At 51.8% G+C, this 24,022-nt stretch carries 21 protein-coding genes; 6 read left to right on the top strand and 15 right to left on the bottom strand.

Going from position 1 to position 24,022, the window contains the following annotated elements; all coding sequences use genetic code 11:
- Positions 1 to 48: 48 nt before the first annotated feature.
- Complete coding sequence (locus ABYK60_RS10680) at positions 49 to 2,265, top strand: PAS domain-containing protein (RefSeq protein WP_372872007.1); 2,217 nt, start codon at positions 49 to 51, stop codon at positions 2,263 to 2,265.
- On the opposite strand, the gene ABYK60_RS10675 is transcribed toward ABYK60_RS10680, so the two are convergent.
- The 3 genes from ABYK60_RS10675 to ABYK60_RS10665 form a co-directional block, all read right to left on the bottom strand.
- Positions 2,255 to 3,658, bottom strand: coding sequence for a hypothetical protein (locus ABYK60_RS10675; RefSeq protein ID WP_372872006.1), 1,404 nt, complete (start codon positions 3,656 to 3,658; stop codon positions 2,255 to 2,257). The two genes, ABYK60_RS10680 and ABYK60_RS10675, sit on opposite strands and share 11 nt — an antisense overlap.
- A 102-nt stretch (positions 3,659 to 3,760) precedes the next feature.
- Positions 3,761 to 4,276: a hypothetical protein gene (locus tag ABYK60_RS10670; protein ID WP_372872005.1), complete on the bottom strand. Its 516-nt coding sequence runs from the start codon at positions 4,274 to 4,276 to the stop codon at positions 3,761 to 3,763.
- On the bottom strand, positions 4,269 to 5,030 hold the full coding sequence (locus ABYK60_RS10665; RefSeq protein ID WP_372872004.1) for a transcriptional regulator: 762 nt from the start codon (positions 5,028 to 5,030) through the stop codon (positions 4,269 to 4,271). The genes ABYK60_RS10670 and ABYK60_RS10665 overlap by 8 nt, the downstream gene beginning before the upstream one ends.
- Before the next feature lie 391 nt (positions 5,031 to 5,421).
- Here ABYK60_RS10665 and ABYK60_RS10660 point away from each other — a divergent pair, with 391 nt between their 5' ends.
- Positions 5,422 to 6,240 carry a cytochrome C gene (locus tag ABYK60_RS10660; protein WP_372872003.1) on the top strand — a complete coding sequence of 273 codons (819 nt, stop codon included), beginning with the start codon at positions 5,422 to 5,424 and terminating at the stop codon, positions 6,238 to 6,240.
- Positions 6,241 to 6,249: 9 nt separating this feature from the next.
- Positions 6,250 to 6,768, top strand: a complete 519-nt coding sequence (locus ABYK60_RS10655) for a hypothetical protein (protein ID WP_372872002.1) — start codon at positions 6,250 to 6,252, stop codon at positions 6,766 to 6,768.
- Between the two features lie 35 nt (positions 6,769 to 6,803).
- Here ABYK60_RS10655 and ABYK60_RS10650 read toward each other — a convergent pair whose 3' ends face one another.
- The 9 genes from ABYK60_RS10650 to tkt all read right to left on the bottom strand — a co-directional run bounded on the left by ABYK60_RS10650 (position 6,804) and on the right by tkt (position 17,950).
- Complete coding sequence (locus tag ABYK60_RS10650) at positions 6,804 to 7,169, bottom strand: hypothetical protein (protein ID WP_372872001.1); 366 nt, start codon at positions 7,167 to 7,169, stop codon at positions 6,804 to 6,806.
- Between the two features lie 154 nt (positions 7,170 to 7,323).
- Entirely contained in the window at positions 7,324 to 8,031 is a 708-nt protein-coding gene (locus ABYK60_RS10645) for a hypothetical protein (protein WP_372872000.1), read from the bottom strand.
- Positions 8,032 to 8,196: 165 nt separating this feature from the next.
- Complete coding sequence (nhaD, locus tag ABYK60_RS10640) at positions 8,197 to 9,669, bottom strand: sodium:proton antiporter NhaD (RefSeq protein WP_372871999.1); 1,473 nt, start codon at positions 9,667 to 9,669, stop codon at positions 8,197 to 8,199.
- Positions 9,670 to 9,868: 199 nt separating this feature from the next.
- The gene (locus ABYK60_RS10635) at positions 9,869 to 10,609 is read right to left on the bottom strand and encodes a YdiY family protein (protein ID WP_372872023.1); all 741 of its coding nucleotides are present in this window, start codon (positions 10,607 to 10,609) and stop codon (positions 9,869 to 9,871) included.
- 144 nt (positions 10,610 to 10,753) lie between these two features.
- Positions 10,754 to 12,232 carry a YdiU family protein gene (locus tag ABYK60_RS10630; protein ID WP_372871998.1) on the bottom strand — a complete coding sequence of 493 codons (1,479 nt, stop codon included), beginning with the start codon at positions 12,230 to 12,232 and terminating at the stop codon, positions 10,754 to 10,756.
- A 125-nt stretch (positions 12,233 to 12,357) separates the two neighbouring features.
- Positions 12,358 to 13,425: a class II fructose-bisphosphate aldolase gene (gene fba, locus ABYK60_RS10625; RefSeq protein ID WP_372871997.1), complete on the bottom strand. Its 1,068-nt coding sequence runs from the start codon at positions 13,423 to 13,425 to the stop codon at positions 12,358 to 12,360.
- A 132-nt stretch (positions 13,426 to 13,557) separates the two neighbouring features.
- Positions 13,558 to 14,739 carry a phosphoglycerate kinase gene (locus ABYK60_RS10620; protein WP_372871996.1) on the bottom strand — a complete coding sequence of 394 codons (1,182 nt, stop codon included), beginning with the start codon at positions 14,737 to 14,739 and terminating at the stop codon, positions 13,558 to 13,560.
- An 82-nt stretch (positions 14,740 to 14,821) separates the two neighbouring features.
- Positions 14,822 to 15,838 carry an erythrose-4-phosphate dehydrogenase gene (gene epd, locus ABYK60_RS10615; RefSeq protein WP_372871995.1) on the bottom strand — a complete coding sequence of 339 codons (1,017 nt, stop codon included), beginning with the start codon at positions 15,836 to 15,838 and terminating at the stop codon, positions 14,822 to 14,824.
- Between the two features lie 120 nt (positions 15,839 to 15,958).
- On the bottom strand, positions 15,959 to 17,950 hold the full coding sequence (gene tkt / locus ABYK60_RS10610) for a transketolase (protein WP_372871994.1): 1,992 nt from the start codon (positions 17,948 to 17,950) through the stop codon (positions 15,959 to 15,961).
- 367 nt (positions 17,951 to 18,317) lie between these two features.
- On the opposite strand from tkt, the gene metK reads away from it, so the two are divergent.
- Positions 18,318 to 19,469, top strand: a complete 1,152-nt coding sequence (gene metK / locus ABYK60_RS10605; protein ID WP_372871993.1) for a methionine adenosyltransferase — start codon at positions 18,318 to 18,320, stop codon at positions 19,467 to 19,469.
- A gap of 70 nt (positions 19,470 to 19,539) precedes the next feature.
- On the opposite strand, the gene ABYK60_RS10600 is transcribed toward metK, so the two are convergent.
- The 3 genes from ABYK60_RS10600 to ABYK60_RS10590 all read right to left on the bottom strand — a co-directional run bounded on the left by ABYK60_RS10600 (position 19,540) and on the right by ABYK60_RS10590 (position 21,634).
- Positions 19,540 to 19,698 (bottom strand): hypothetical protein, encoded by a 159-nt coding sequence (locus tag ABYK60_RS10600; RefSeq protein ID WP_372871992.1) that lies wholly within the window; start codon positions 19,696 to 19,698, stop codon positions 19,540 to 19,542.
- A 164-nt stretch (positions 19,699 to 19,862) separates the two neighbouring features.
- Positions 19,863 to 21,038, bottom strand: coding sequence for an EAL domain-containing protein (locus ABYK60_RS10595; protein WP_372871991.1), 1,176 nt, complete (start codon positions 21,036 to 21,038; stop codon positions 19,863 to 19,865).
- A gap of 65 nt (positions 21,039 to 21,103) precedes the next feature.
- Complete coding sequence (locus tag ABYK60_RS10590; protein ID WP_372871990.1) at positions 21,104 to 21,634, bottom strand: N-acetyltransferase family protein; 531 nt, start codon at positions 21,632 to 21,634, stop codon at positions 21,104 to 21,106.
- Positions 21,635 to 21,778: 144 nt separating this feature from the next.
- Here ABYK60_RS10590 and ABYK60_RS10585 point away from each other — a divergent pair, with 144 nt between their 5' ends.
- On the top strand, positions 21,779 to 22,768 hold the full coding sequence (locus ABYK60_RS10585; RefSeq protein ID WP_372871989.1) for a GGDEF domain-containing protein: 990 nt from the start codon (positions 21,779 to 21,781) through the stop codon (positions 22,766 to 22,768).
- A gap of 85 nt (positions 22,769 to 22,853) precedes the next feature.
- Positions 22,854 to 24,022 (top strand): GGDEF domain-containing protein (locus tag ABYK60_RS10580; RefSeq protein WP_372871988.1); only part of this gene is annotated, 1,169 nt, incomplete at its 3' end.

Here is a 24,022-nt window from a genome sequence, read left to right as displayed (position 1 = left end):
CCAATTCGTGTTAACATGTTGACCACTTTTGGCCCGACCTGATTTGGCATGCTCAAACTCAATACCGGACTCTCACCTATTACTTCGCTGCTGACTGATGCTCAGGGCGTTCGCTGGTCGCATCAACGTATATTGGCCATTGCCAGCCAACTGGCAATGCTGGTGATTAGTGTTGTGTTGGTCACCAACGTCATTATTACCCTGGGTGAGCGTCGCTTGCAGGAAGAATGGGCCACACAGAGATACACTGAGCTGCAAACGGTTGGCACCATGATTGCCGACAAGGTCACCTTTCAGCAATTCAGAACCCAGACTTTAGCCCGTGGAGAGCTGCTGCGCCAATACCTGGATACAGGCAATGAAGCAATGGCAAACAAACTCATAGAACAATGGGGCAGCCTGCAGAAAAACATGCCCGAATTAATGGGCATAGCACTGTTTGATACTCGCGGTGAATTGATGTTTGCCTCGACAGATTTATTCAGCAGCCAAACATTACCTCCCTCACTGCTTGGGGGAACCCGCAATATGGGCGGTAATGAAATTTACAGCTCGCCGATGGAGTTTTTGTCTGTAGATGGCGGTCTGGAACCCTACATGTATCAGCTCGCCTGGCTCGAAAACCCGGATCAAACGGTACGCGGGTATCTGGTCACTTACAACTCGATGATGCGCACTCTGGAACTGGTTAAACCCGCCATCAGCTCCGGGCAATCGCCAATGATGATGTTTGATACTCAGGGATTGATGTATTCGGGCGCAACTGATGACCCGCTTCCCAGATTGCCAGAGGCTCTCAATGCCAGTTTAAAGCAAAGCTATCCTGCATTGTGGCGTCAGATGGCCATGAGTAACTTTGGCCAGTTTCATGGTGATGACGCGACCTTCGTTTATTTGAAGGTGGATCTGACTACGCAATATGAAACCCGCAGAGAATATTTTTTGGTTTCATACATACGTAACTCCGATATCAAAAGTCGTTTTGCCTACTGGCAAGCCATTCTTACCGTCGGCACAATTATTCTCACTTTGCTCGCTGCGGCGGCCGTGGTGTTGAGCCACCTTTATCGCCTCGAACAAAGGGCGCGCCAAAATAGTATTCAGCTCGCTGCCGATTTGTTTGGCGGCGATGAGGGCATGTTGCTGGTCAACGATAAGGGCAGAGTGCTCAGCGCCAACGCCACAGCAGGTGCATTGCTCAGGCTGGCCTCAGATCAGCTGACTGACCGCAGCCTGCAGCGATGTCTGCAGTTGGATGACCAAAACTACCAGGCCATCATTCAATCAGTGCAGGACAAGGGGGAGTGGCGAGGCGAAATGGCGCTGGATAACAGGCCAGACACCCTGCTTACCATTCAAATCCGCTATACCAGAGCCAACCGCGATCGCCAGCGTTATTTTCTGGTCGGACTGACCGACATAGGTGAACTCGCCAAATGCCGCCGTGAAGAATCGTTGCACCGATTGCTGGCAGACAGCGCAGTTGCCACGGCCTTGACCGATGCTGAAGGTCACTTGCTTAAGTACAATAACGCCTTTGAGCAATTGCTGGATATGGCTGAACCCATCAGCGGTAATCTGGCGGATATTCTGGAAAATGATTTGGGCAATCAGTGGGCCCGCATCAGCCAAATGGTGGCAATGCAAGGAAGCTGGCAGGGGCAAATCCTGTGCACCAATAATGCCGCAAGCTGTTTACAGGCGACACTTAAAGGCCATCTGGATGATGAAGGGGATGTGGAATATCTGGTATGTACGCTTGAACAGGCGACAAACAGACGCAACCGGGAAAGTGGCCACCTGATCCCAAACCGAAGCACCATTCTGGCCAATATAGAAGATTTGCAACGTTACTTTGAAGCCCTTGGTGAAGCAAGCAGGGTGAACTCCTGTCTCATGCTGATGGACATCAGTCCTTCAGGCATGCTGAGTCACATGAGTGATATTGGACAGTTGGAGAAACGCCAGCAGGAAGTGGAAATGCTGCTGCTCAAAGAGTTGCCTTCCAATTTCCAGATTTCTCATTGGCAACTCGGTAAGCTGGTCATTATCCTGCCCTTCACCGGCAACAATGATGCGCATAAGTACGCGACCGATGCCATGTCAGAGCTCAATTCCCATGGTTTAGGAGAGGGTATTTCCATCGGTATTGCTGCTTATCAGGATGGCCAGGATCTGGAAGCCTATATCAGCCATGCTGAAATTGCCCTCAAGCGCGCCAAGCAAACGGGCGATCAGAAAATTTGCCAGGCCTTTACCCGCTGACCCCCAAGAGCTGATCCGGCAGGGATTTTTCACTTACGCTGATAATCCCTGAACGATTTAAGGTGATCTTGTATCTGGCATAACGGGGGGCTTTACGTCCCTCGCGGTACACCAATACCACGTTGATTTGATAGCGGCGCTCAGCCGTTTCTGCACTGATTTTGCCATCAAGCTCGCTGTACACCCGTACCTTGCCACGCTCCAGATAGCGGACAAAGGGCACCAGACTGAACGACACCTGCTCAGACAGGGTATCGTAACCTGCCAGAAAATCCTCCTCACTGACCCGGGTAGAGATACCATAATGCAGGTATTCCGCCTCAATACGGTTTTGTTGGTGCCGCCGGCTTAAAATTTCTGTTACCGCTTTGGGCAGATCTTTACTGCGCACAAAATCAAGCCATACCTGCTGACGGGCAATAAGCTTATGACTGGTCGTATCGCTGAGCAACCGGCTCCAGCGAGGACGGCCGCGCTGAATGGCCCGCCACATCACATTACGCATATCTTCTTTGAATATTTCCCGAAAGCCGTAAATCACGGCCAGGGTAACTATGAGGCTCATGGTAAAACCACTGAACACCCCCTGAGCCTTAATGATAAGTGCCGATACCACCAACATCACCAGACCAGTGGCAAGACCGGTAACAAACTTTTTAAGTCCCACCCCCAGCGGTTTGAGTTCTTCTTTGAGAACCACCCCCTGCTGAATCAGACGTCTGAGCAGTAACATCTTGTTGGATATACGGTTGTGATCAAATTTGGTCTTTTCGGAATTGTAGCGTTTGCCATCCCGGTATTCTGACTCACTTCGACACAACTGCAGGGTCGTCTGACGGATGAGCTCAAAGGTTTCACTGTCTTCAGCAGGCAAAGCAGGCGCTTGCTTCAACAGCTGCAGCAATTTTTGTTCACAGTGCCATGACAGGTAGTTATCGGCGTGCTCGAACCAGGGCTTCCACTTGGATTCTGTGGGTTCGTTACGGCGAAATTTCTTCAAAATCCCGGCAACCTGCTCATCAAGTTCTGCCAAAGCAGGGTAAAACGTCTCGGCAGACTTCAGTTGCAGCAGCTCCTTGGTGTCATTATCCATCGCCACGGAAAACTGGTAGGCAAACAGGTTCAGATACAGTCGAAACTCTTCCATGGTGCGCTTGTTGAGGCTGACAAAGCGACTTTGTACCAGCGGCAGGTGCAGGCCATCGGAATAGTACGCCCGCCGCCCAACAATGGCGCTGTGAAAGTACTCCTCTTCATCCAGACTTTCCGGACCTATCCCCATTTCCTTGGGCAGGGCAAAATAGAGATCCAGCCTGCAGGCTTCACCCACCCCGAGCTGATGCGAAAACTTCACCGAAAGCGCATCTTCCTGTTTTAACTGAACGTTGGCCACAAGCCTCCTTAAAAGATCAAAAGTGCAAAATCAGGATAGAAAAAATCTTTGAAGGCATTAGCTTAACAGAAAGTATTGCTGCTCAGGTTGCCAAAAAAAACTTCAATGTATCAACCGGCAGCCACAGACAGTATTGCTGGGTTGGAATAACACCACAGCATAATCACGGGCTGTATCCAACTCGAGGATCTCAAGTTCGATTTGATGCAAACCTTTAGCGGACAAATTAAGCTCACTTACGTACGAAACATAATTCATATGCATCGGCCAGGGTGAACCTTGCTTACCAGGCTTTTCTTCTTTGCTGTGAATCGAAATATCATACCTGTTACCCGCCCCCGGAGAGGTATTTAACTTGCCCTCCATACTGATACTGCCCGCGAGACTGCCATCGAGGTTGAAATAGCGATAGTGCATTTGCGCCCTCTTCCCCTTGGTCACCAAATCCACCAGCAGGTATTGACGAGCCTTGCCGCCATCACCGGGCTCGTAGAGTTCTGATGAACAATTGAGCAAGCTGGTCTCGGCGCCGCGGGTCAAGGTATAAATAGTACCCAGGGCGATAAACAGCACGGCCAGGACACTGATATTAATGCCCCAAATCCAGGTTCTAGTCACAGATATCAACCTCCTCAAGCCAAGCCTGACTGATAAAGGTTCTGGGTTCACGACCATCGCTGATTTTGAGATTTCTCACTACAGCCTGGCCCATATAGTCACCCCGCATAGTCAGATTCAGTACCCGGGAATCATGGCTTAAAGAAACAAACACATCACGCCATCGCGATCCGCGACATTGAGTCAGTGCGCTGCCTATCAGAGTCGCCTTTTCCAGCAGTAAGGTGTTGTTACTGCGCGAATGAGCAAAGAGTACCAATTTAACCAACTGGCCATCCATCTGAGTCAGGGTCTGTACTCTCAATGGCGCTGTGGGCGACATCTCACCTATACGGTAGACGTAATAGGCACTGGCACAAACGGCGAGTAACATCATTAACGCCAATAACCATAACGGCATGCTGCTGAAACGCCCCGATAGTCTGTACGGGGAGGAAGGCCTGGCACCCGGCGGGCCTATTTTAGGCATCCGCAGCACATATCCCTGCCCCTTTACCGTTTCAATCAAGAGTTCGCTGCCGGGACCAATAAAGGAGCGGATCATAAAAATTGCCCTGGCGACAGAGGAATCACTTAAATCGTCATGAGATTCATCACCACGACGCAAATCCGATTTTGCTACAACCTGTTCGGGATGCTGAACCAACATTCGAAGTACCTGTAGTTCAGCTCGGGGGAGATGCCAAACGTCTCCTGAGCTGCTCTTGGTCAACTCACCTCTGGCCTCATCAAACCAGCAATCTCCCAATTGCATTCCAAATCCTCAACAGTTGCATGGGAAGATTGTAACGGAGCGGGCACAAATCAACTGTGATCTGGATTAAGACCAGCACCTTTCCCCATCCCTTAAGAGGTATTAATGCAAATTGTGATTCCCGGCAAAAGGTTGAATACCGCCGGTGATGCCAATGAATAGAAATAAAAGCCGATAAATTTACATGAATATTACAAATGCCGTGATCCAGCCCCTTTCTTACCCGCTTTTTCCTATTAATCAACATCTCGCCGCCCGCAGTTACCGATAACAACCCCGATTTGCAATCAGCCGGGTTCAAGGGAGGCAAATCACAGTCTTCACAGATGAGCAAGCCATACTGCCCCCAATGGCCATCCGGCCCTGGCATCACAATAAAAGGAATAACAATATGAAAATCGACAGACGACAGGCACTTGGACAAATCATCGGCCTCGGCAGTGCAGCCGGTCTTGGTCTGGTCAGCACCTCTCTGATGGCGGCAACTGACGAAAACGGCAACTACCGCCTCGCCCTTGGTGAAAAGCTTAAATATGTACCTTTAGATCCCATGGCAACGGCCAAGCTGGCTTATGAGACAGGCGGTGGCTGTATGCATCAGGTATTCCACGCAACAGTCACCATGCTGGCCGCATCAGCCAGTGTCGACGCCGACAAGTTCAAGTCCATCCCCACTGCGCTGGCCGGATATGGCTTTGCCGGAGTGACAGGTCAGGGCACCCTATGCGGCAACCTCAATGCTATTGGTATGCTGGTTAACCTGCTCGATGACATCAACGGTCAGAATTCAGCCGTGATTGGCGCTGCCTTCCGTTGGTATGAAAATACCATGCTACCGCTGGAAACCCCTGAATTTATTGCTGGTATTGGTTCAACCGCTGAGAAGACAGCATTGGTTGGCAGCTCCTCTGTCGCCAACAGTGTCATGTGCCACTCTTCCATCAGTAACTGGTCCAAGGCATCGGGTAAAACCTTCAGCCAAAAAGGCGAGCGCTGTTATCGGTTGTCGGCTTCCATGGCCTACCACCTGGTGGAACTGCTTAACCGTGCTTACAAAGGCGAAGTGATTGCCGGTACGCCGGAAGCCAAACCTTCTGATGAAGCCCAGCGTTGCCAGACCTGTCATGGCACCACAGAAACCATGGGGCCGGCGGCCAGCGTTAAGACAGACATGGAATGCACCACCTGTCACACCGGCCACTTCAACTAAGGAGGCGCCATGAACGCAAAATTACTCTATCCCCTGCTGGGCACCTTACTGCTGGGCGCCTGTGGCAGTGATAACGACAGTCCCGAGGTGACTCCGCCAGAGCCGCCTGTCGCGACCACGGTTCACATTGATGAAGCTGAAGCACTGAGTCTTGAGGTTGTCAGCTTTGAGCCTCAGACCGGAGAGGTGGAGTTTACTCTCAAAGATAACAACGGCCTTGCCGTGACCGAAGCCAAACAGTACGAGCTGATTTATTTTGGTCTGCCTGCTGAAGGTAAGGCATCGAATAATCCCAAAGCCTGGAAACGCTGGCATGTAACCCAAAGCTTCGCATGCGCCGATATTCCGGCAAATTGCGAAGGCGTTCTGACAGAATCCAATACCAAGGGCCGATATCTGTTCCGGGCACAGGGTCTGGATTGGAGCCAGGACGCACCTGATGGCACGCTTGCCCGATACCGGCTTGCCATCACCTTCCACGGAGCCAAGGCCAGCAGTGACATGCAATTTGTCGCAGAAGCGCCGTAATGCGACATCGGGGGCTTAATCAGTATCCATCCAAATCATAAGCCCCCGCTTTTTTTAACGTCACAATTCCACAGGGCGCTGCTGTCAGGAAATCCCAGCAGCGCTCTGTCAGCAAGCTTTTCAAGTAACTGAAAGCTCAAAATAATAGCTTCGCCCCGCAGTAACGGAGCCCGCCCGGCCAGCATGACTTGCTGCAGATGCGTTGATAATTCTGCCTGAGTAACATCCACCAGCAATTGACCTTGGTCGAGTGCCATATGGTACGTTAACGAAGCAGGTTCCCAGTGCGTCAATGCACCTTTCAGTTGCAGCTGTTCACGCGTTTTACCTTCGTGATTCATACCGTATAAAAGCAAAACCTGGCCATCCCTGATATTCACCTCAAGCTCTAATTGCTTCACTCCGGGCTCTGCTGCCACATACATCTGAGCGTGACATTTCAGGTTAAGATTTCCCCGCTGCTCACTCCAGCTTCGCAAAAGCGACAGAATGGCAAAAGTGAACAAAACTGCCAGCACGATGGAAATAAGACCGACACGAACAGCGGTGTTTCTGTTAATCACAAATCCCGGCCTCCCGCAGCATCTCCAAGGTTTTTTGATCTGACGCTTGGTTCAATCCCAGCAACTTGACGTTAGTAGCCCCGGTGACATCACCGCCCTGAATCACCAAATGAAGCACGTCGCCAGCGCTCGAAGCGGACACGGATATTTGCTCCCAATGGCGCTGGCTGCACTCGGATAACGCTGATTCGAGTTGTTGTAACATCGCTTCTTGCTGACCATAACGGCGTAACTCTACTGAATTTCCGCCAGCCAGGGGAAATGTATGAACTGTCTCAAAAGGCAGCCCAACACTGGCAGGCATAGCCTGCATCACCAAGCCCAGAACCAGCACAACTGCGCTGACTACTCCCAAAAACGCCACTATTGGCACTTCGCCGACAGGACTTCCAAAACGCAGACGCCCCCGTTTTGGTTGTGAATGCAAGATAAATCCCTGACAGCCGACAGTTTCGAACAACATGGGCCAATCCTTACCCATCACTTTTCCCAGCGCATTTATTTCCCTGTCGAGTCTGGGTTCGTCAACGCCAATACACAGCAGCGCAGCATGCAAGCTCGAACGTGATACTACCCGGTCACGTTCATTCACAAGCATCAACAGCAACGCCCCCTGAGATGCAGAAAGCCTTTGCTCCCGGCCATCAATAAATACAAGTGTGAGCGTGTTTGGAGAAAAGCGGGCCTGACCTATCTGCATACCGCCATCTTGAATAAGAAAAAGGTGGGGCAGTATAAAAGGCAAAGGCCGCGCGGATATGTGATCCGCACGGCCTGAACAGAGATATCATTCAAAAACGTGAGCGATAATGGATTACTGTTGATTCAATCACTTACAAAAGTAACCACGATAATGTAAATGTGATCAGAAGGTGCCTGAATTTATCCACAGGTGCACCAGAATGCTGGCGACATAACCCAGGGCTATCACCGGCGTCCACTTCAGGTGCGCTCCAAAGGTATAAATCCCCCGGGCTTGCCCCATCAGGGCCACACCAGCGGCACTGCCAATAGAAAGCATGCTGCCGCCTACCCCTGCGGTCAGGGTCACGAGCAGCCACTGACCCAATGCCATGTCAGGATTCATGGTCAGCACGGCAAACATCACGGGGATGTTATCAACAATCGCTGACAACACACCAACTGCAATATTGGCATAGGTTGGATCCCAGTGGGTGTACATGGCCTCAGATACCAGGGTCAGGTATCCCATAAAACCAAGGCCGCCTACACAGAGCACCACACCGTAGAAAAACAGCAGTGTATCCCATTCAGCACGGGCAACCCGGCTGAACACATCAAATGGCACAACGTTACCCAGATACTTCAGGCGTTCTTGATCCTGACGCGCTTCAGCCAGTGCTTTGGCCTTTTCAACCGAATGGTTAAAGGTTTTACGCAGGAAGTAACCGAAAAACTGCAGTAATCCCAAACCTGTCATCATGCCCAGTACCGGTGGCATGCCCAGGAAAGAGTGAGCCATCACAGCGGACGCAATAGTCAGCAAAAACAGACCGACAATACGTTTTGCCCCACGGCGCATGTAGACCCGCTCCGACATGGCTGCCGGACGCTCGTTGCCGATGAAAAAGCTCATGATAAATGCAGGCACGAGGAAATTCACCGCAGACGGGACAAAGAGGTCGAAGAACTCTACAAAAGGCACTATACCTTTTTGCCAGACCATCAGGGTGGTGATATCACCGAAGGGACTGAAAGCACCGCCGGCATTTGCCGCCACCACAATATTGATACACGACAGCGTAATAAAACGGTGATTTTCTCCCCCCACCTTCATCACAACGGCACACATCAGCAGTGCCGTGGTCAGGTTGTCGGCCACAGGAGAGATAAAGAATGCCAGAATACCAGAAAGCCAGAATACCTGCCTGAGACTGAAGCCCCGGCTCACCATCCAGGCACGCAGTGCATCAAACAAGCTGCGTTCCTCCATGGCGTTAATGTAGGTCATGGCAACCAGCAAAAACAGCAATAACTCGGCATACTCCAGCAAGTTATGCTTAAACGCCATCTCAGCAACATCTGACATGCCATTTTGGCTGTACACAAACCCCAGCATACCCCAGATAATACCCGCAGCAACCAGTACCGGCTTTGACTTGCGCAGGTGTAACTTTTCTTCCAGCATCACCAGGGTGTAAGCCAGCACAAAAATAACCAATGCAACATACCCTACGCCCGAGTGGGTCAGATCCAGCCACTCGCCGCCACCGCCACTGCTCGCCCATGCCATGGGTGCAAACAATGTCGTCATTAATAATGCAATCGCAAGTCCCGCTGTGCGCTGGACTCCCCCAACCAAATGCTTTGTTCTCATAGTTAGCCTTACTCGGTGGAAACTGCGCAGAAAGTAGCATGCCGGACGTGGTACAAATGTTGATTGAGCGCAACTTTCATAGAATAAGCTTTGCCTGAATCACAAAAATTTGCAGTTATTTTTAACATTTACCCACAAGGTGGTAATAAAAAAACAAAAAGGCGCCTGAGGGCGCCTTTTAATCCATCGCGAACTATTTTCAGAATGCGTAAAGCAGAGTCATATTGGTTTCAGTATCTGTGCTCTTTTTACCGTCTAATGGATCGCTGTTATATCGAACCACCACAGCAAATTTCATCGCCAGCGAACCTATAATATTCGCAGTCAACGATGACTCTGAACGAGCCTCCAGCTTGTCACCATAGTCGGCCACAATGAGCTGCTTAAACTTGGAAGATTCACTGATTTCAGTCTCAAAATTCATTACACCGTGGGCAACTACATTGCTTTCAGATGTATCGCCCAGCAGCGCAGCCTGCACATCATCAAGGCGTTTGTATTGAAAACCCGGACCTGCTTCTAGTGAGAGAGTCGTTTTATCTGTATCTATCAGGTGGTGACCATAACCCATGGCGGCAGTGAACTTGTAGTCATAACCGGTAAAGGGATCCTGCTCGTAGTTGGCATTAACAAACAGATAGTCGTCATCATCAAACTTGTAGTTACCCTGAGCACCAGCGAAGTAACGCTCGGCAGTCACCTCATCGGTATCTTCTTTGTAAAGCGCTTCTAATGTGTACTGGTTTTCCCAGTTACCCAACTCATGTTTCAAGCCAAGGCGGCCTTTCAGTGATGAAGTATCGGTATTACCCGTGGTAAGAGTGGCACCAAGCTCAGCTTCACCGGCGAAAGTCTTATCCCCTTCCACAAAGTCTGCACCGGCAATGGCGGTTAAAGGCATTGCCGCTGACAAGGCCGCGGCAATCAGCAGTTTGTTCATCATTCTCTTTTCCTTATCAGATGTTTTCGCTTCAAAAATCGGCGCACATGGTAACACCTGAGCCAGAGAATGAAAAATTCCTCACATTAAACCAACAGCCATCAATGCCAGATTAAGTGAAAACGTCAGAAAACATCGCCACCATCAGGTACCACAAAACGTTTGGAATGAACCAAAATCATCGGGTGCAGGCAATGCAAATGACTGGAAACCTTCTTGCTCTGTAAAAGGATGGGACACCAACTTAAGCAATTGTTCAAATGGCATCATATCGCCGCTTTCGGCAGCATCCAATGCCGCCTGCAACAGGTGATTCCGGGGAATGTAAACCGGATTATTGGCAAGCAGGCGCTGTTGCACCTTATCTGGAGAGCTTCCAGCCAAACGCAAACGCCAACGTTCCAGCCAGGACTCGAGACTTGCAGAGTCTTGCCCACTCAGGCTCACTATTCCATGGTCATCGCCCGGTATCAGACTCTTGGACAGTGCTCTGAAAGCCTGGGTAAAGTCCAAATTAAGCTCCCCCAACAGCTTAAGAAAATCCATGAACAGATCCAGGTCGCCATCCTGGGTATCGACAAGGCCAAATTTAGCCGCAAATACCTCAAGCCATGCCTGTGTATAGTCCTCGGCGAATGCATCCAACACCCCATGAGCCCTTGCCTGAGCCTCGGCTTCATTGGTCGATAACAATGGCAGCAAGGCTTCTGCAAAACGCGCTAAATTCCAACGGGCGATCCCGGGCTGGTTTCCGTACGCATAGCGCCCCTGATGATCGATGGAACTGAACACGGTGCGGGCATCGTACCTGTCCATAAAGGCGCAGGGACCATAGTCGATGGTTTCGCCGGAAATGGTTACATTGTCGGTATTCATCACCCCATGGATAAAGCCGACTCCCATCCACTGCGCTACCAGTTTGGCCTGAGCTTTTGACACTTCCTCGAGCAACGACATCGCCGGTAGCGGGTCATGCTGTCGTTGGGGATAATGACGCCTGAGACTGTATGCAACCAACTGCTCAACCACTTCAAACTCGCCCCTGGCCGCAAAATATTCAAAGGTCCCCACTCGTATATGACTGGCGGCCACCCGTACCAGTATTGCCCCCGGTTTAATACCATCACGATGTACATTTTCGCCGGTTCTCATGGCCGCAAGGGCCCGGGTCGTTGGAATGCCAAGGGCGTACATGGCCTCCCCCATTAAATACTCACGCAGCACCGGCCCCAATACCGCCTTACCGTCGCCGCCACGGGAAAAGTTTGTTCGCCCCGAACCTTTCAGATGTATATCTTTACGTTGCCCCTGGTTATCAATCACCTCACCCAACAGGAGTGCACGCCCATCACCAAGCCGCGGTGAAAAACCGCCAAATTGGTGTCCGGCATAAATCAATGCCACAGGTTCGCTGCCCTGTGCCGGCAACATACCAGCAAAAAATGCCGGCAATCTTGGATCCGGCGCCAGAGTCAAGTCCATTCCCAATGATTCAGCAAGCTGCAGGTTAAAACACACCAGCGCCGGATCCGGCACCCTTGCTCCCTGCCAGCGTTCGTAACATTCGGGAAGTTCACGTACAAAACTGTTATCAAAAGAAAAAGGGGCAAATTCTTGCGTCATTAAAGACTCCAAAGACAAAGGCTTGCAGCACAAAGTGTGCGACAGTACTCTCGCTTAGTCCATCCAGGGGGTATTGTTAAACAGTAAAAAAGCCCGCAATTGCGGGCTTGTTGTTATCAGCGGAATTAGAGGTTGATCTTCGGATCCAGCTCGCCGGTCTGATAACGCTTGTACATGGCCTGCAGTGACAGCGGCTTGATTTTCGATGCCATACCGGCACAGCCAAAGGCTTCGTAGCGCTCGGTACAGATATCGGCCATGGCTTCCATGGAGGCCTTGAGGAACTTACGTGGGTCGAACTCACTTGGGTTCTCTGCGAGGAACTTACGTACCGCGCCGGTAGAGGCCAGACGCAGGTCGGTATCGATGTTCACCTTACGCACGCCGTGCTTGATGCCTTCCACGATTTCTTCCAGCGGCACACCATAGGTCTCAGGGATGTCACCACCGTATTGGTTGATGATTTCCAGCCAGTACTGGGGCACAGAAGAAGAGCCGTGCATTACTAGGTGAGTGTTGGGGATGCGGGCGTGGATTTCTTTGATGCGGTCGATACGCAGCACATCGCCGGTAGGCTTACGGCTGAACTTGTAGGCACCGTGGCTGGTACCGATGGCAATGGCCAGGGCATCCACGTGGGTGTCGGCTACAAAGCGGGCAGCTTCTTCGGCGGTGGTGAGCAGCTGGTCGTGGCTCAGTACGCCAGCGGCACCGATACCATCTTCTTCACCGGCAGTACCGGTTTCCAGGCTACCCAGACAGCCGATTTCACCTTCAACAGACACACCACAGGCGTGGGCAAATGCCACAGTCTTGCGGGTCACATCAACGTTGTAATCGTAAGAAGCCGGGGTTTTACCGTCTGACATCAAAGAGCCATCCATCATCACTGAGCTCATACCCAGCTGGATAGAACGCTGGCACACGTCGGGGTGGGTGCCGTGGTCCTGGTGAATACACACAGGGATATCAGGATACTGCTCGAGGGCGGCGTTCATCAGATACTTGAGGAACTGAGGACGGGCGTACTTGCGGGCACCGGCAGAGGCCTGAACAATCACAGGGCTGTCGGTGGCTTCGGCCGCCTGCATGATGGCGCGCATCTGCTCAAGGTTGTTCACGTTGAACGCAGGCACACCGTAACCATGCTCTGCAGCGTGGTCCAGCAGTTGACGTAGGGAAATAAGGGCCATTTTTTACTCCATTAATAGGGTGACATCCATGCTGAATGAGGGTCACCGAGGTCGCTATCGTTTGGACTGATTTTTATGCCTCCCGGTGTCCCGGGAGGCGGTTTCTTCTAATAATAGTAATGTGTTGCAGTGTTATGCCTTGGCACCACGGGCGGTGAGCATGGCCACGGCGGGCAGCTCCTTGCCTTCGAGGAACTCAAGGAAGGCGCCGCCACCGGTAGAGATGTAAGACACCTTGTCGGCAATGCCGTACTTGTCCACGGCCGCCAGGGTATCGCCACCACCGGCGATAGAAAACGCTGAAGACTCAGCAATCGCCTGGGCGATACGCTTGGTACCTTCACCGAACTGGTCAAACTCGAACACACCCACAGGGCCGTTCCAGACTATGGTACCGGCGTTCTTGAGGATGGCGGCCAGGGCCTCGGCGCTGTCTGGGCCGATATCGAAAATCATATCGTCTGCGGCCACGTCGCTCACATCTTTCAGAGTAGCAACGGCGGTTGGGCTGAACTCTTTACCCACTACCACATCAGTAGGCACAGGGATATCGCCGCCGCGGCTCTGGGCATTGGCCACCAGACGCTTGGCTTCATCAATCAGGTCGGCTTCATACAGCGACTTGCCTACCTGATTACCGGCAGCGGCAATAAAGGTGTTGGCGATACCGCCGCCAACCACCAACTGGTCAACGATGCCGGAAAGTGACTCGAGCACGGTCAGCTTGGTTGATACCTTGGAACCACCCACGATAGCCACCAGCGGACGGGCCGGGTTGTCCAGCGCCTTACCCAGGGCGTCAAGCTCAGCAGCAAGCAAAGGGCCCGCGCAGGCGATTGGCGCATACAGGCCAACACCGTTGGTGGAGGCTTCGGCGCGGTGTGCAGTACCGAAGGCATCCATCACGTAAACGTCACACAGGGCTGCCATCTTCTTCGACAGCGCCTCGTCGTTCTTCTTCTCGCCTTTGTTAAAGCGCACGTTTTCGAACACAACCACTTCGCCAACGGCAACATCGACGCCATCGAGGTAGTCGCTGACCAGACGCACAGGGCAATCCAGCGCGGCAGTCAGGTAGTTCACCACAGGCTTCATGGAGAACTCTTCGTTGTACTCGCCTTCGGTCGGACGGCCCAGGTGAGACATCACCATTACCGCTGCGCCTTTTTCCAGTGCCAGCCTGATAGTTGGCAGGGATGCACGCAAGCGGGCATCACTGGTGACAACGCCATCGGCCACAGGCACGTTCAGATCTTCACGGATAAGCACGCGCTTGCCGTTAAGATCCAGGTCTGACATTTTGATAATTGTCATGGTATTGCTTCCTTATTTTTAATCAAAAACAAATTCTTGTGAGAAAAGCCTGTCCCTGCTCTTCTTCAATTATTCTGTAAGGTCAATCAGCTTCTGTGGCGGCCATGGCCAGGGCAGTATCGAGCATGCGGTTGGCAAAACCCCACTCGTTGTCGCACCACAGCAGCATTTTCACCAGATGCCCGGCACTGACACGGGTCTGGGTACCATCCACCACGCTGGAGCGCGGGTCATGGTTAAAGTCACATGATACCAGAGGCTCATCTGTATAGCCCAGTATGCCGCTGGCACTGCCATCGGCGGCGGCCTTGAGCGCGGCGTTGATGGTGGCGATATCCACCCGGGTATCCAGGGTCACTGAGAGGTCGATGGCAGTGACATTTATTGTAGGCACCCGTACCGAAATCGCCTCAAACTTGTCTTTCATCTGCGGCAGGATGCGCTCAATCCCTCTGGCAAGTTTGGTGTCCACCGGAATAATCGACTGACTGGCAGCGCGGGTACGACGCAGGTCGTCATGGTAGGCATCAATTACCTGCTGATCGTTCATGGCCGAGTGAATGGTGGTGATGGCGCCGCTCTTCACCCCAAAGTGGCGGTCAAGTACGTCGATGACCGGTACCAGACAATTGGTGGTACAGGAGGCGTTGGAGACAACGGTATCTGTGGCTTTTAGGCTGGCATCGTTAACCCCATACACAATGGTGGCATCAACATCAGCAGAGGACGGGTGGCTTATCAGTACCTTGCCGGCACCAGCCTGAATATGCGCTTCGGCGCTTTGCCTGTCATTGAGGGCGCCAGTGCATTCAAACACCAAATCCACATCCAGCTCGTGCCAGGGCAGCGTGGCGGCATCTTCAATGGCCAGCAAGCGGATGGCGTCATCTCCAAGGTGCATCATGCCTTCATCGAGGCTGGCACGGGTATGGAAACGGCCGTGGGTGGTGTCGTAATTGGTCAGGTGAACTATGGCCTCGGGCTTGGCCAGTTCATTAATGGCGACCAGCTGTATCTGCCCCCGTTTGCCGGACTCATAAAGCGCCCGAAGCACGGAGCGACCGATACGGCCATAACCATTGATAGCAACACGGATCATAGTGGTGAGCAATTCCTCTGGGGAGGGTGAAAACCCTGTCGGCTCCCCTGCCGACAGAGGCTGACCGGCAACGCCGGTCAGACTGGTGGCAGCCAGGCTGCCACCTTGCTCGCGTCAGTATTAACCCAGCAGCTCTTCGGCGGCGGCAACCACCTTGTCGACGGTGAAGCCGAACATTTCAAACAGCTGATTGGCTGGTGCTGACTCGCCGAAGCTGGTCATGCCGATGATGCGGCCGTTCAGACCCACATACTTATACCAGTAATCGGCAATACCCGCTTCCACGGCCACGCGTTTTGTGACGCCGGCGGGCAGAACGGCTTCTTTATAGGCCGCATCCTGCTTGTCGAAGGCATCAGTAGATGGCATGGACACCACGCGCACCTGTTTGCCCTTGGCGGTCAGTTCGGCCTGGGCTTTCACGGCCAGCTCAACTTCAGAGCCAGTGGCGATGATGATGAGCTCAGGCGCAGCAGCGCTGTCTACCAGCACATATCCGCCCTTGGTGACGTTCGCCAGCTGCTCTGCAGTACGTGGCATTTGTGCCAGGTTCTGACGGGAGAAGATAAGCGAAGTCGGGCCGTCTTTGCGCTCGATGGCGTATTTCCAGGCAACGGCAGACTCAACCTGGTCACATGGGCGCCAGGTGCTCATGTTCGGGGTCACGCGCAGAGAAGCGATTTGCTCAACAGGCTGGTGAGTCGGGCCGTCTTCACCCAGACCGATTGAGTCGTGGGTGTAAACCTGGATGTTCTGCACCTTCATCAGTGCAGCCATACGCATGGCGTTACGGGCATATTCCATAAACATCAGGAAGGTAGCGCCGTAAGGCACGAAGCCGCCGTGCAGAGCGATACCGTTGATGATGGCGGTCATACCGAACTCACGCACACCGTAGTGCAGGTAGTTACCGCTGGCGTCGTCACCTGTGATGGACTTGGAAGCCGAGTACATGGTCAGGTTGGATGGGGCCAGGTCAGCACTGCCGCCGAGGAATTCAGGCAGCATGGCGCCGAAGGCTTCCAGGGCGTTTTGTGAGGCTTTACGGGAAGCGATGTTGGCAGGGTTGTTCTGCAGCTTCTCGATGTAGGCCTGAGCTTGTGCGCCGAAGTTGGCAGGCAGTTCACCGTTCACGCGGCGCTGGTATTCAGCAGCCAGCTCTGGGTAAGCAGCGGCGTAAGCGGCAAACTTGGCATCCCAGGCTTTTTCAGAAGCGCTACCGGCTTCTTTGGCATCCCACTCGGCATATACGTCAGCAGGAATAACGAACGGGTCGTGCTTCCAGCCAAGGAATTCACGGGCGGCTGCGATTTCAGCATCGCCCAGTGGCGCGCCGTGGCAGTCGTGTGAACCTGACTTGTTGGGAGAGCCGTAACCAATCACAGTCTTACAGCAGATGAGGGTTGGACGAGGGTCAGCCTTGGCCGCCTTGATGGCAGCATCGATGGCGTCGGCATCGTGACCGTCAACAGCGGCAATCACGTGCCAGCCGTAAGATTCGAAACGCTTTGGCGTGTCGTCGGTGAACCAACCTTCAACGTGACCGTCGATAGAGATGCCGTTGTCATCCCAGAAGGCAATCAGTTTGCCCAGACCCAGAGTGCCAGCCAAAGAGCAAGCCTCGTGGGAGATACCTTCCATCAAGCAGCCATCGCCCATGAATACGTAGGTGTAGTGGTCAACGATGTCGTGGCCGTCACGGTTGAACTGGGCAGCCAGCACTTTCTCAGCAATCGCCATACCCACACCGTTGGTGATGCCCTGACCCAGAGGACCCGTGGTGGTTTCGATGCCTGGGGCATAACCGTACTCAGGGTGACCCGGGGTACGGGAGTGCAACTGACGGAACTGCTTGAGATCTTCAATAGACAGGTCATAGCCGGCCAGGTGCAGCAGCGAGTAGTGCAGCATGGAGCCGTGGCCATTGGAGAGGATGAAACGGTCGCGATCGGCCCACTGTGGGTTGGTGGGGTTGTGCTTCAGATGACCGCGCCAAAGGACTTCGGCAATATCAGCCATCCCCATTGGGGCACCGGGGTGACCGGAGTTGGCCTTTTGAACGGCGTCCATGCTGAGGACACGGATAGCGTTGGCGAGTTCTTTACGAGACATGCTCTCTCCTGCTTGTATTGAGGCGTTTCGGGCAATTGTGGGCACATATTTTCCCTTAACAGGGGTTGTGGACGCAAATTTAAATTTCCACCAATGCTGTATAAAAACCACAACTCCCAGCTTTCAACGGTCGCTATAGCAAACTCCCCCACCCCCCCTCCGATAACAATGCAGTGTATCAGCATGAATTTATTACGATTAATAAGTGTCACAATCAAAACAGCTGCATAAGACTCTGGCATCAGGGTCACAAATGATACTAATTTTCCCATACGGGGGATGATTGTGGAGAGAAATTCAACTAAAATGGCCGTCTAGATGTAGATGCTTCTACACGTTTAACGCTTAAAGACGAGATTTTCCAAACATGGCAAAACACTTGTTTACCTCTGAGTCGGTCTCAGAAGGTCATCCCGATAAAATCGCAGACCAGATCTCCGATGCAGTACTCGACGCCATCCTGGCTCAGGATCCAAAGGCCCGCGTTGCCTGCGAAACTTACGTAAAAACCGGTATGGTGATGGTAGGTGGTGAAATCACTACCTCCGCCTGGGTTGATATCGAAGAGCTGACCCGTAAAACCGTACGTGAAATCGGTTATGTGCATTCAGACATGGGCTTCGATGCCGATTCCTGCGCGGTACTGAGCGCCATCGGTAAGCAGTCTCCTGACATCAACCAGGGTGTTGACCGTGCCGACCCTCGTGAACAGGGCGCCGGTGACCAGGGTCTGATGTTCGGCTACGCCAGCAACGAAACTGACGTACTGATGCCAGCCCCAATTACCTATGCTCATGCACTGGTGAAACGTCAATCAGAAGTACGTAAAGATGGCACCCTGCCATGGTTGCGCCCAGACGCCAAGTCACAGGTCACTTTTGCTTACGATGAAGGCAAGATTGTCGGTATCGATGCCATCGTGTTGTCTACCCAGCACTGCGATACAGTATCTCAGGCCGACCTGGTAGAAGGCGTGATGGAAACCATCATCAAGCCTGTGGTACCTGCCCAGTGGCTGAACAAGGACACCAAGTTCTTTATCAACCCAACCGGCCGTTTCGTAATTGGTGGCCCAATGGGTGACTGTGGTCTGACTGGCCGCAAGATCATCGTTGACACCTACGGCGGTATGGCCCGTCACGGCGGTGGCGCTTTCTCCGGTAAAGACCCATCCAAGGTTGACCGCTCTGCAGCCTATGCGGCCCGTTATGTTGCCAAAAACCTGGTTGCAGCCGGTCTGGCTGACCGCTGTGAAATTCAGGTTTCTTATGCCATTGGCGTGGCCGAGCCAACCTCTATCAGTATCGAAACCTTTGGTACCGGCAGACTGCCAGAAGAAAAGCTTATTCAACTGGTACGCCAGCACTTCGACCTGCGCCCATATGGTCTGACTGAAATGCTGAACCTGACGCGTCCGATTTACCAGGCGACCGCCGCATACGGCCACTTCGGCCGCAACGAGTTCCCTTGGGAGCAAACCGACAAAGCCGAAGCCCTGCGCTCAGACTCAGGTCTGTAATCCGGTTTTGCCCGAAAAAAAACCGCCGAAAGGCGGTTTTTTTGTACCTGCAACAGATATCCAGGTTACTTCAGCAGTGATCAAAATGCGCCGTTTCCACCAGCATAAATGCCAGTTGTGACTCAGGTACTGCACTGAGCTCCAACTCAGTCAGCTGAATATTGGCCGGCAGCGCCCGAAAGTCCCAACACCCCGACCAATGGTTTACATGGCCACAAAACACAGTCATTCCATGCGCCTCTAACCAATAACCCTCCCTGGGTTCACCCCCCTGAAAAGCCTTTACGCTTATGCCGTTATGATGACACAAACTATAAGCAAACCTGAGTTTATCCCAGGCACTAAGAGGGTGGTGATTAAAGGGCTGCAGTAAACTCTCAACGTTGATACTCATCATGCTCCGCTATTCAACATTCGACCGGACATTTTTCCCTTGTTATGTTCCAATGCAAAATCCATCGCCATCTTCGCTGGCATTGCCTTGGCATACAACCAGCCCTGCACATAATTGACGCCGGCATCTGCTACAAATTGCGCCTCCTTGTCAGTTTCCCCCCCTTCCGCCACCAGGGTAAAACCCAGATTGAGACATAAATTGCAGACCTGCTGATAAAGTACCTGTCCTTTTTCTGTTTCTGCCTTTGCCAGAATAGTGCGATCCAATTTGATCCCGTCTACCCTGATTTGGCTGAGTAAACTCAAACTCGAAAAGCCGGTACCAAAATCATCCAATAGAAAGCGAAAGCCCAGGGATTGTAAATCACGGATGGATTTATTTATGCCGTCTAAATCCCTCATAAAAGCTGTTTCCAGAATTTCCACTTCAACCTGCGAAGCAAACTCCCCCAGAGTAGTCCGTAATCGCTCCATTACCTGGACATCATTCAGGTTATTGGGATCCAGATTAATGCTCACCCTGGGGGTGAAACCCAACTGCTTCCATTGTTGCAGATCATCCGCCACAGCCGCTGTGACAAAACGATCAATGACGTGGGAGTAACCCGCTTTTTGAAAAGCATCAATAAACCATGGCCCTTTTATCTGCCCCTGTGCATCCTGCAGACGCAACAAGGCCTCAAAGCCCACCACGGAACAGTCTGGCAACGTCAATTTTGGCTGGTAATAAACCTGTAGTTCACCTGAAAGCACTTCTTTAACTGTTTTTTCCAGGTTTCGATTTGCGGCAAGGGCTTCTGATTGATTACGACTATATTGTCGCTCGGACAGACGCTCAAAATCATACTGGAGTTCGGCGCGCTTTATCAGTTCCTTGTCAAAATCGCCGGCATCGGCAAAAACATTGTACTGCCTGATAAAGGGACGATAGACAAGTACGCCGATTACCAGCAACAGCATCTGCACCAACACCACTTCAATCCCACCTGAAGCAATCCAGCCATTGAGAAATATGGGTGTCACCCAAGGGAAGATCTTACCTTCAAAATGCAACAATCCGGTTTGAATGACTGACCACCCCAAGATCACGTTAATACACGGCAGCAGCGCAATAAAGGATTCGCGCACCGCCAGAAGAAAGCTACGGTCGACTAACTGAAACCTGCCCGCCATTGCAAAAGAGCCTCACCCAGATAGCAATACTCCTAACTATAATAGGCTTAGGGAAGGTAAACACTTCAGCATGATTTAAACAACAGATAAAAGCCCCTTTGATCATCTTCAAAAAAATCCACTACCTGCATTTTTGCCCCCTGAACATGGGCATTAAGGGAATGCTCATTTTCTTCAGCAATAAAGGTAAACAGACTCTCATATCTTCGTGCAGCGAGCGAAATCACTTCCGACACCAGCGGCCTAAAAACGCCTTTGCCACGATATTTGGGGTCTACCCACACAGGGCCATAACAGCCAAAACTGGCACAGCGTATATTCGATTCCTGTGCGACTCGTCGCGCCCTGGAAAACAGCCGTCGATAAAATGGAATTCCCCGATAAAAGGTTTCACCCACTACGATGGCATAACCAACAATAGTGTCGTCATGCAATGCCAGCAATAAAAGCTCATTATCAATCAGCTTTATGAAGTCGCTCTGGTCGAACAACTGCGCTTCCAGTGACGGGTTATCACTATCAAGCTCATCCCGGCCATGGCGCTGCTCCAAGGCTAACAATGCACAGACATCATTCTGCGTGGCCGGTCGAATCATCAGTCTTATCCTCAGGGTAAAAAACGCATTATACCTGAGTTCCTGAGCATTACTGTGTCACAGAGAAATACACGTAATATTTGCGGTTTTGCCACTTGGCAACCACACTTTACTGAGTCTCAAACAAATTAGGCGCTATCCTTTATGCTGCCAGAAACAGTCAATCCCCATGCAAGCTTACTCGAATCGGACAGCCCTCAGATAAATTTGGTTCGCTGGATGCATCAATGCGAACTTATCAAACGATACTACGAAGCCGATTATGTATTCGTTGTACAGAAAATCACCTCAGGCTTTGAAATTCTCGTCAGCGCCATCAGCGAAATTCCACACTTTACGTCAGGGCAAACCTTCGACCGGGATACCCCCTTGTTTCTCGATTTGGTTAATGCCATGCCAGATGGTGTGTCGCTGGATCTCAGCCGCTACGCCACCGGCGAACTGCCAGTGGAATTTGATGACTGCGTTGGACTGCTCGCCAGGCCAATTCTGTGGCCAGATGGTTCGATTTTTGGTTGTCTGTGTGTTCTATCCCATAACAAGGTAGAAAACCAAAGTCTGAACAGCCTGATGCTGGAGCCTTTCCAGATTTTGTTACAACAGGATCTGGCTCTGCTGTGTCAAAGCCATCGGGTAGAGTCGCTGTCGATGCGAGACCGGGAAACCGGCATGCTCAACCATTACGGTTTTATCATGATGGCGCCCAGACAATTGAATTTGGGCAGGCGTTTCGGAGCCCATGCAGGGATTATCTTTTTTGAATTGCTTAGCGAGCCAAACAAATCACAGACCATTACTGAAAGACACCACCGAATGCTGGGTAATATAGTGCAGCACACTATCAGAACCGCAGATATAGCAGCTCACTATACCGAAACTCTGTTCGTCGTTTTGGCCTTTTTGGATAACGAGCGGGACCTTCGGCATATTGTTCACAGAGTAGAAAAACAACTGGAACAACAGGATCCCAATCTGAAAGTAGATCACAGCTTCCGGTTCTTTACACCGGATACCAGCACCAAGCTCGGACCTATGCTGACACTTGCTAAAGAGAACCTGCACAGCTGGCAGCAAGAGCAAAAAATAAAGGCGCAAGCAGCGACAGAAAACACTACAGAAACACTGGTCGAATAAGTTGCAGTTGTTTTTAAGCTGGATTTTTAACAATTTGATAGCTAACTTATGGTGCAATAACGAAAATTAGATTATGTGAATTCTCATGTCTTCAACCCCAGCTCCCGAATGGATGTTTATTACCCCCCATTCGGCCATAGATGAAACCCGTTGGCATCAGCTGACACAGTTGCTGTGTCAGTTATTCAAAGCCAGTGCCGGCGCACTGGCACAGTATCAAGATGGCGATGCCAGATTATTGTCTGTCAAACAAAACAAAAACGTTGGGCTTACCCAAGGTTCCATTGAATCCGTTGAAAGTCTGATGTCACGTCTGGCCAATCCGTCACTGCCATCTGAAGGAATTTGGCAGCACGGACTAATACAACTGCCTTTGTACTGGCCCGGTGGTCAGATGTTCGGTGCCGTGTTGCTGGTATGTGACAGATTGCCGCCCAATATTGAAACCTGTCAGACTCTCGCTGCGCCCATCGTTGATTTTATGCAGGCGCAATTAAAACTATATCGCCAGGCCAAACAAATGGAGCGATTGTCACTACAGGACGACGCCACACAAATGCTCAACAGCCATGGCTTTAACCTCATGGCGCCAAGGCAATTGAATCTTAGTCGCCGACTGGGTTCTCACGCCGGACTGGTCGTAATGGAAAACGGTACCCAGTACCAGGGGCATGCTAAAGAAGACAGCATGAGAGCACTGGCTCAGGTGGTATTCGATAATCTACGTGAAGCGGATTTGGCTGCCCGGGTGGACGATCAGATAATACTGCTTGCGTTCGTGGACAGTGAAGCCAATCTTGATTCACTTGTCACCCGGCTTCGCAAGCAGTTTGCACGAAAGCTTGAACCTCAACGAGTGCTAACCGGCCACAGTTTTTTCACCCCCGACTCTCATCTGGGACTGACACCCATGTTGGCGCAGGCAAATGAAGAACTGCAGGCAACCCGGGCACGCCTGTACCCCAAAGCCGTACTCGCAGATAACAAGGAATTGCCTGCCAGCGCCCCGATAAACATTCCTTCTCCCGATGACAGTCCTGCAAATGTCAGCATTGAGCCAACCGAATCCACTGAAGTGATGGCAGAAGCTTCAAAGGCAACTGAGGAATACTCTGAAAACAGCGGCGATATGCCGCTGCAGCAAGACTCTCTGGAACAGACCAGCAATGAGCAGGCTACAATGCCACCCGCCATCGGAAATGATGAGCCAGCCACAGAAACAAAAACGGCTGCGGTAAACGAAGAGCAAGACGT

It is taken from the genome of Shewanella sp., from assembly GCF_041630135.1.
Lineage (GTDB): Bacteria > Pseudomonadota > Gammaproteobacteria > Enterobacterales > Shewanellaceae > Shewanella.
The sequence above is the reverse complement of the archived record's forward strand: the minus strand, read 5'-3'. Positions and strand labels throughout refer to the sequence as shown.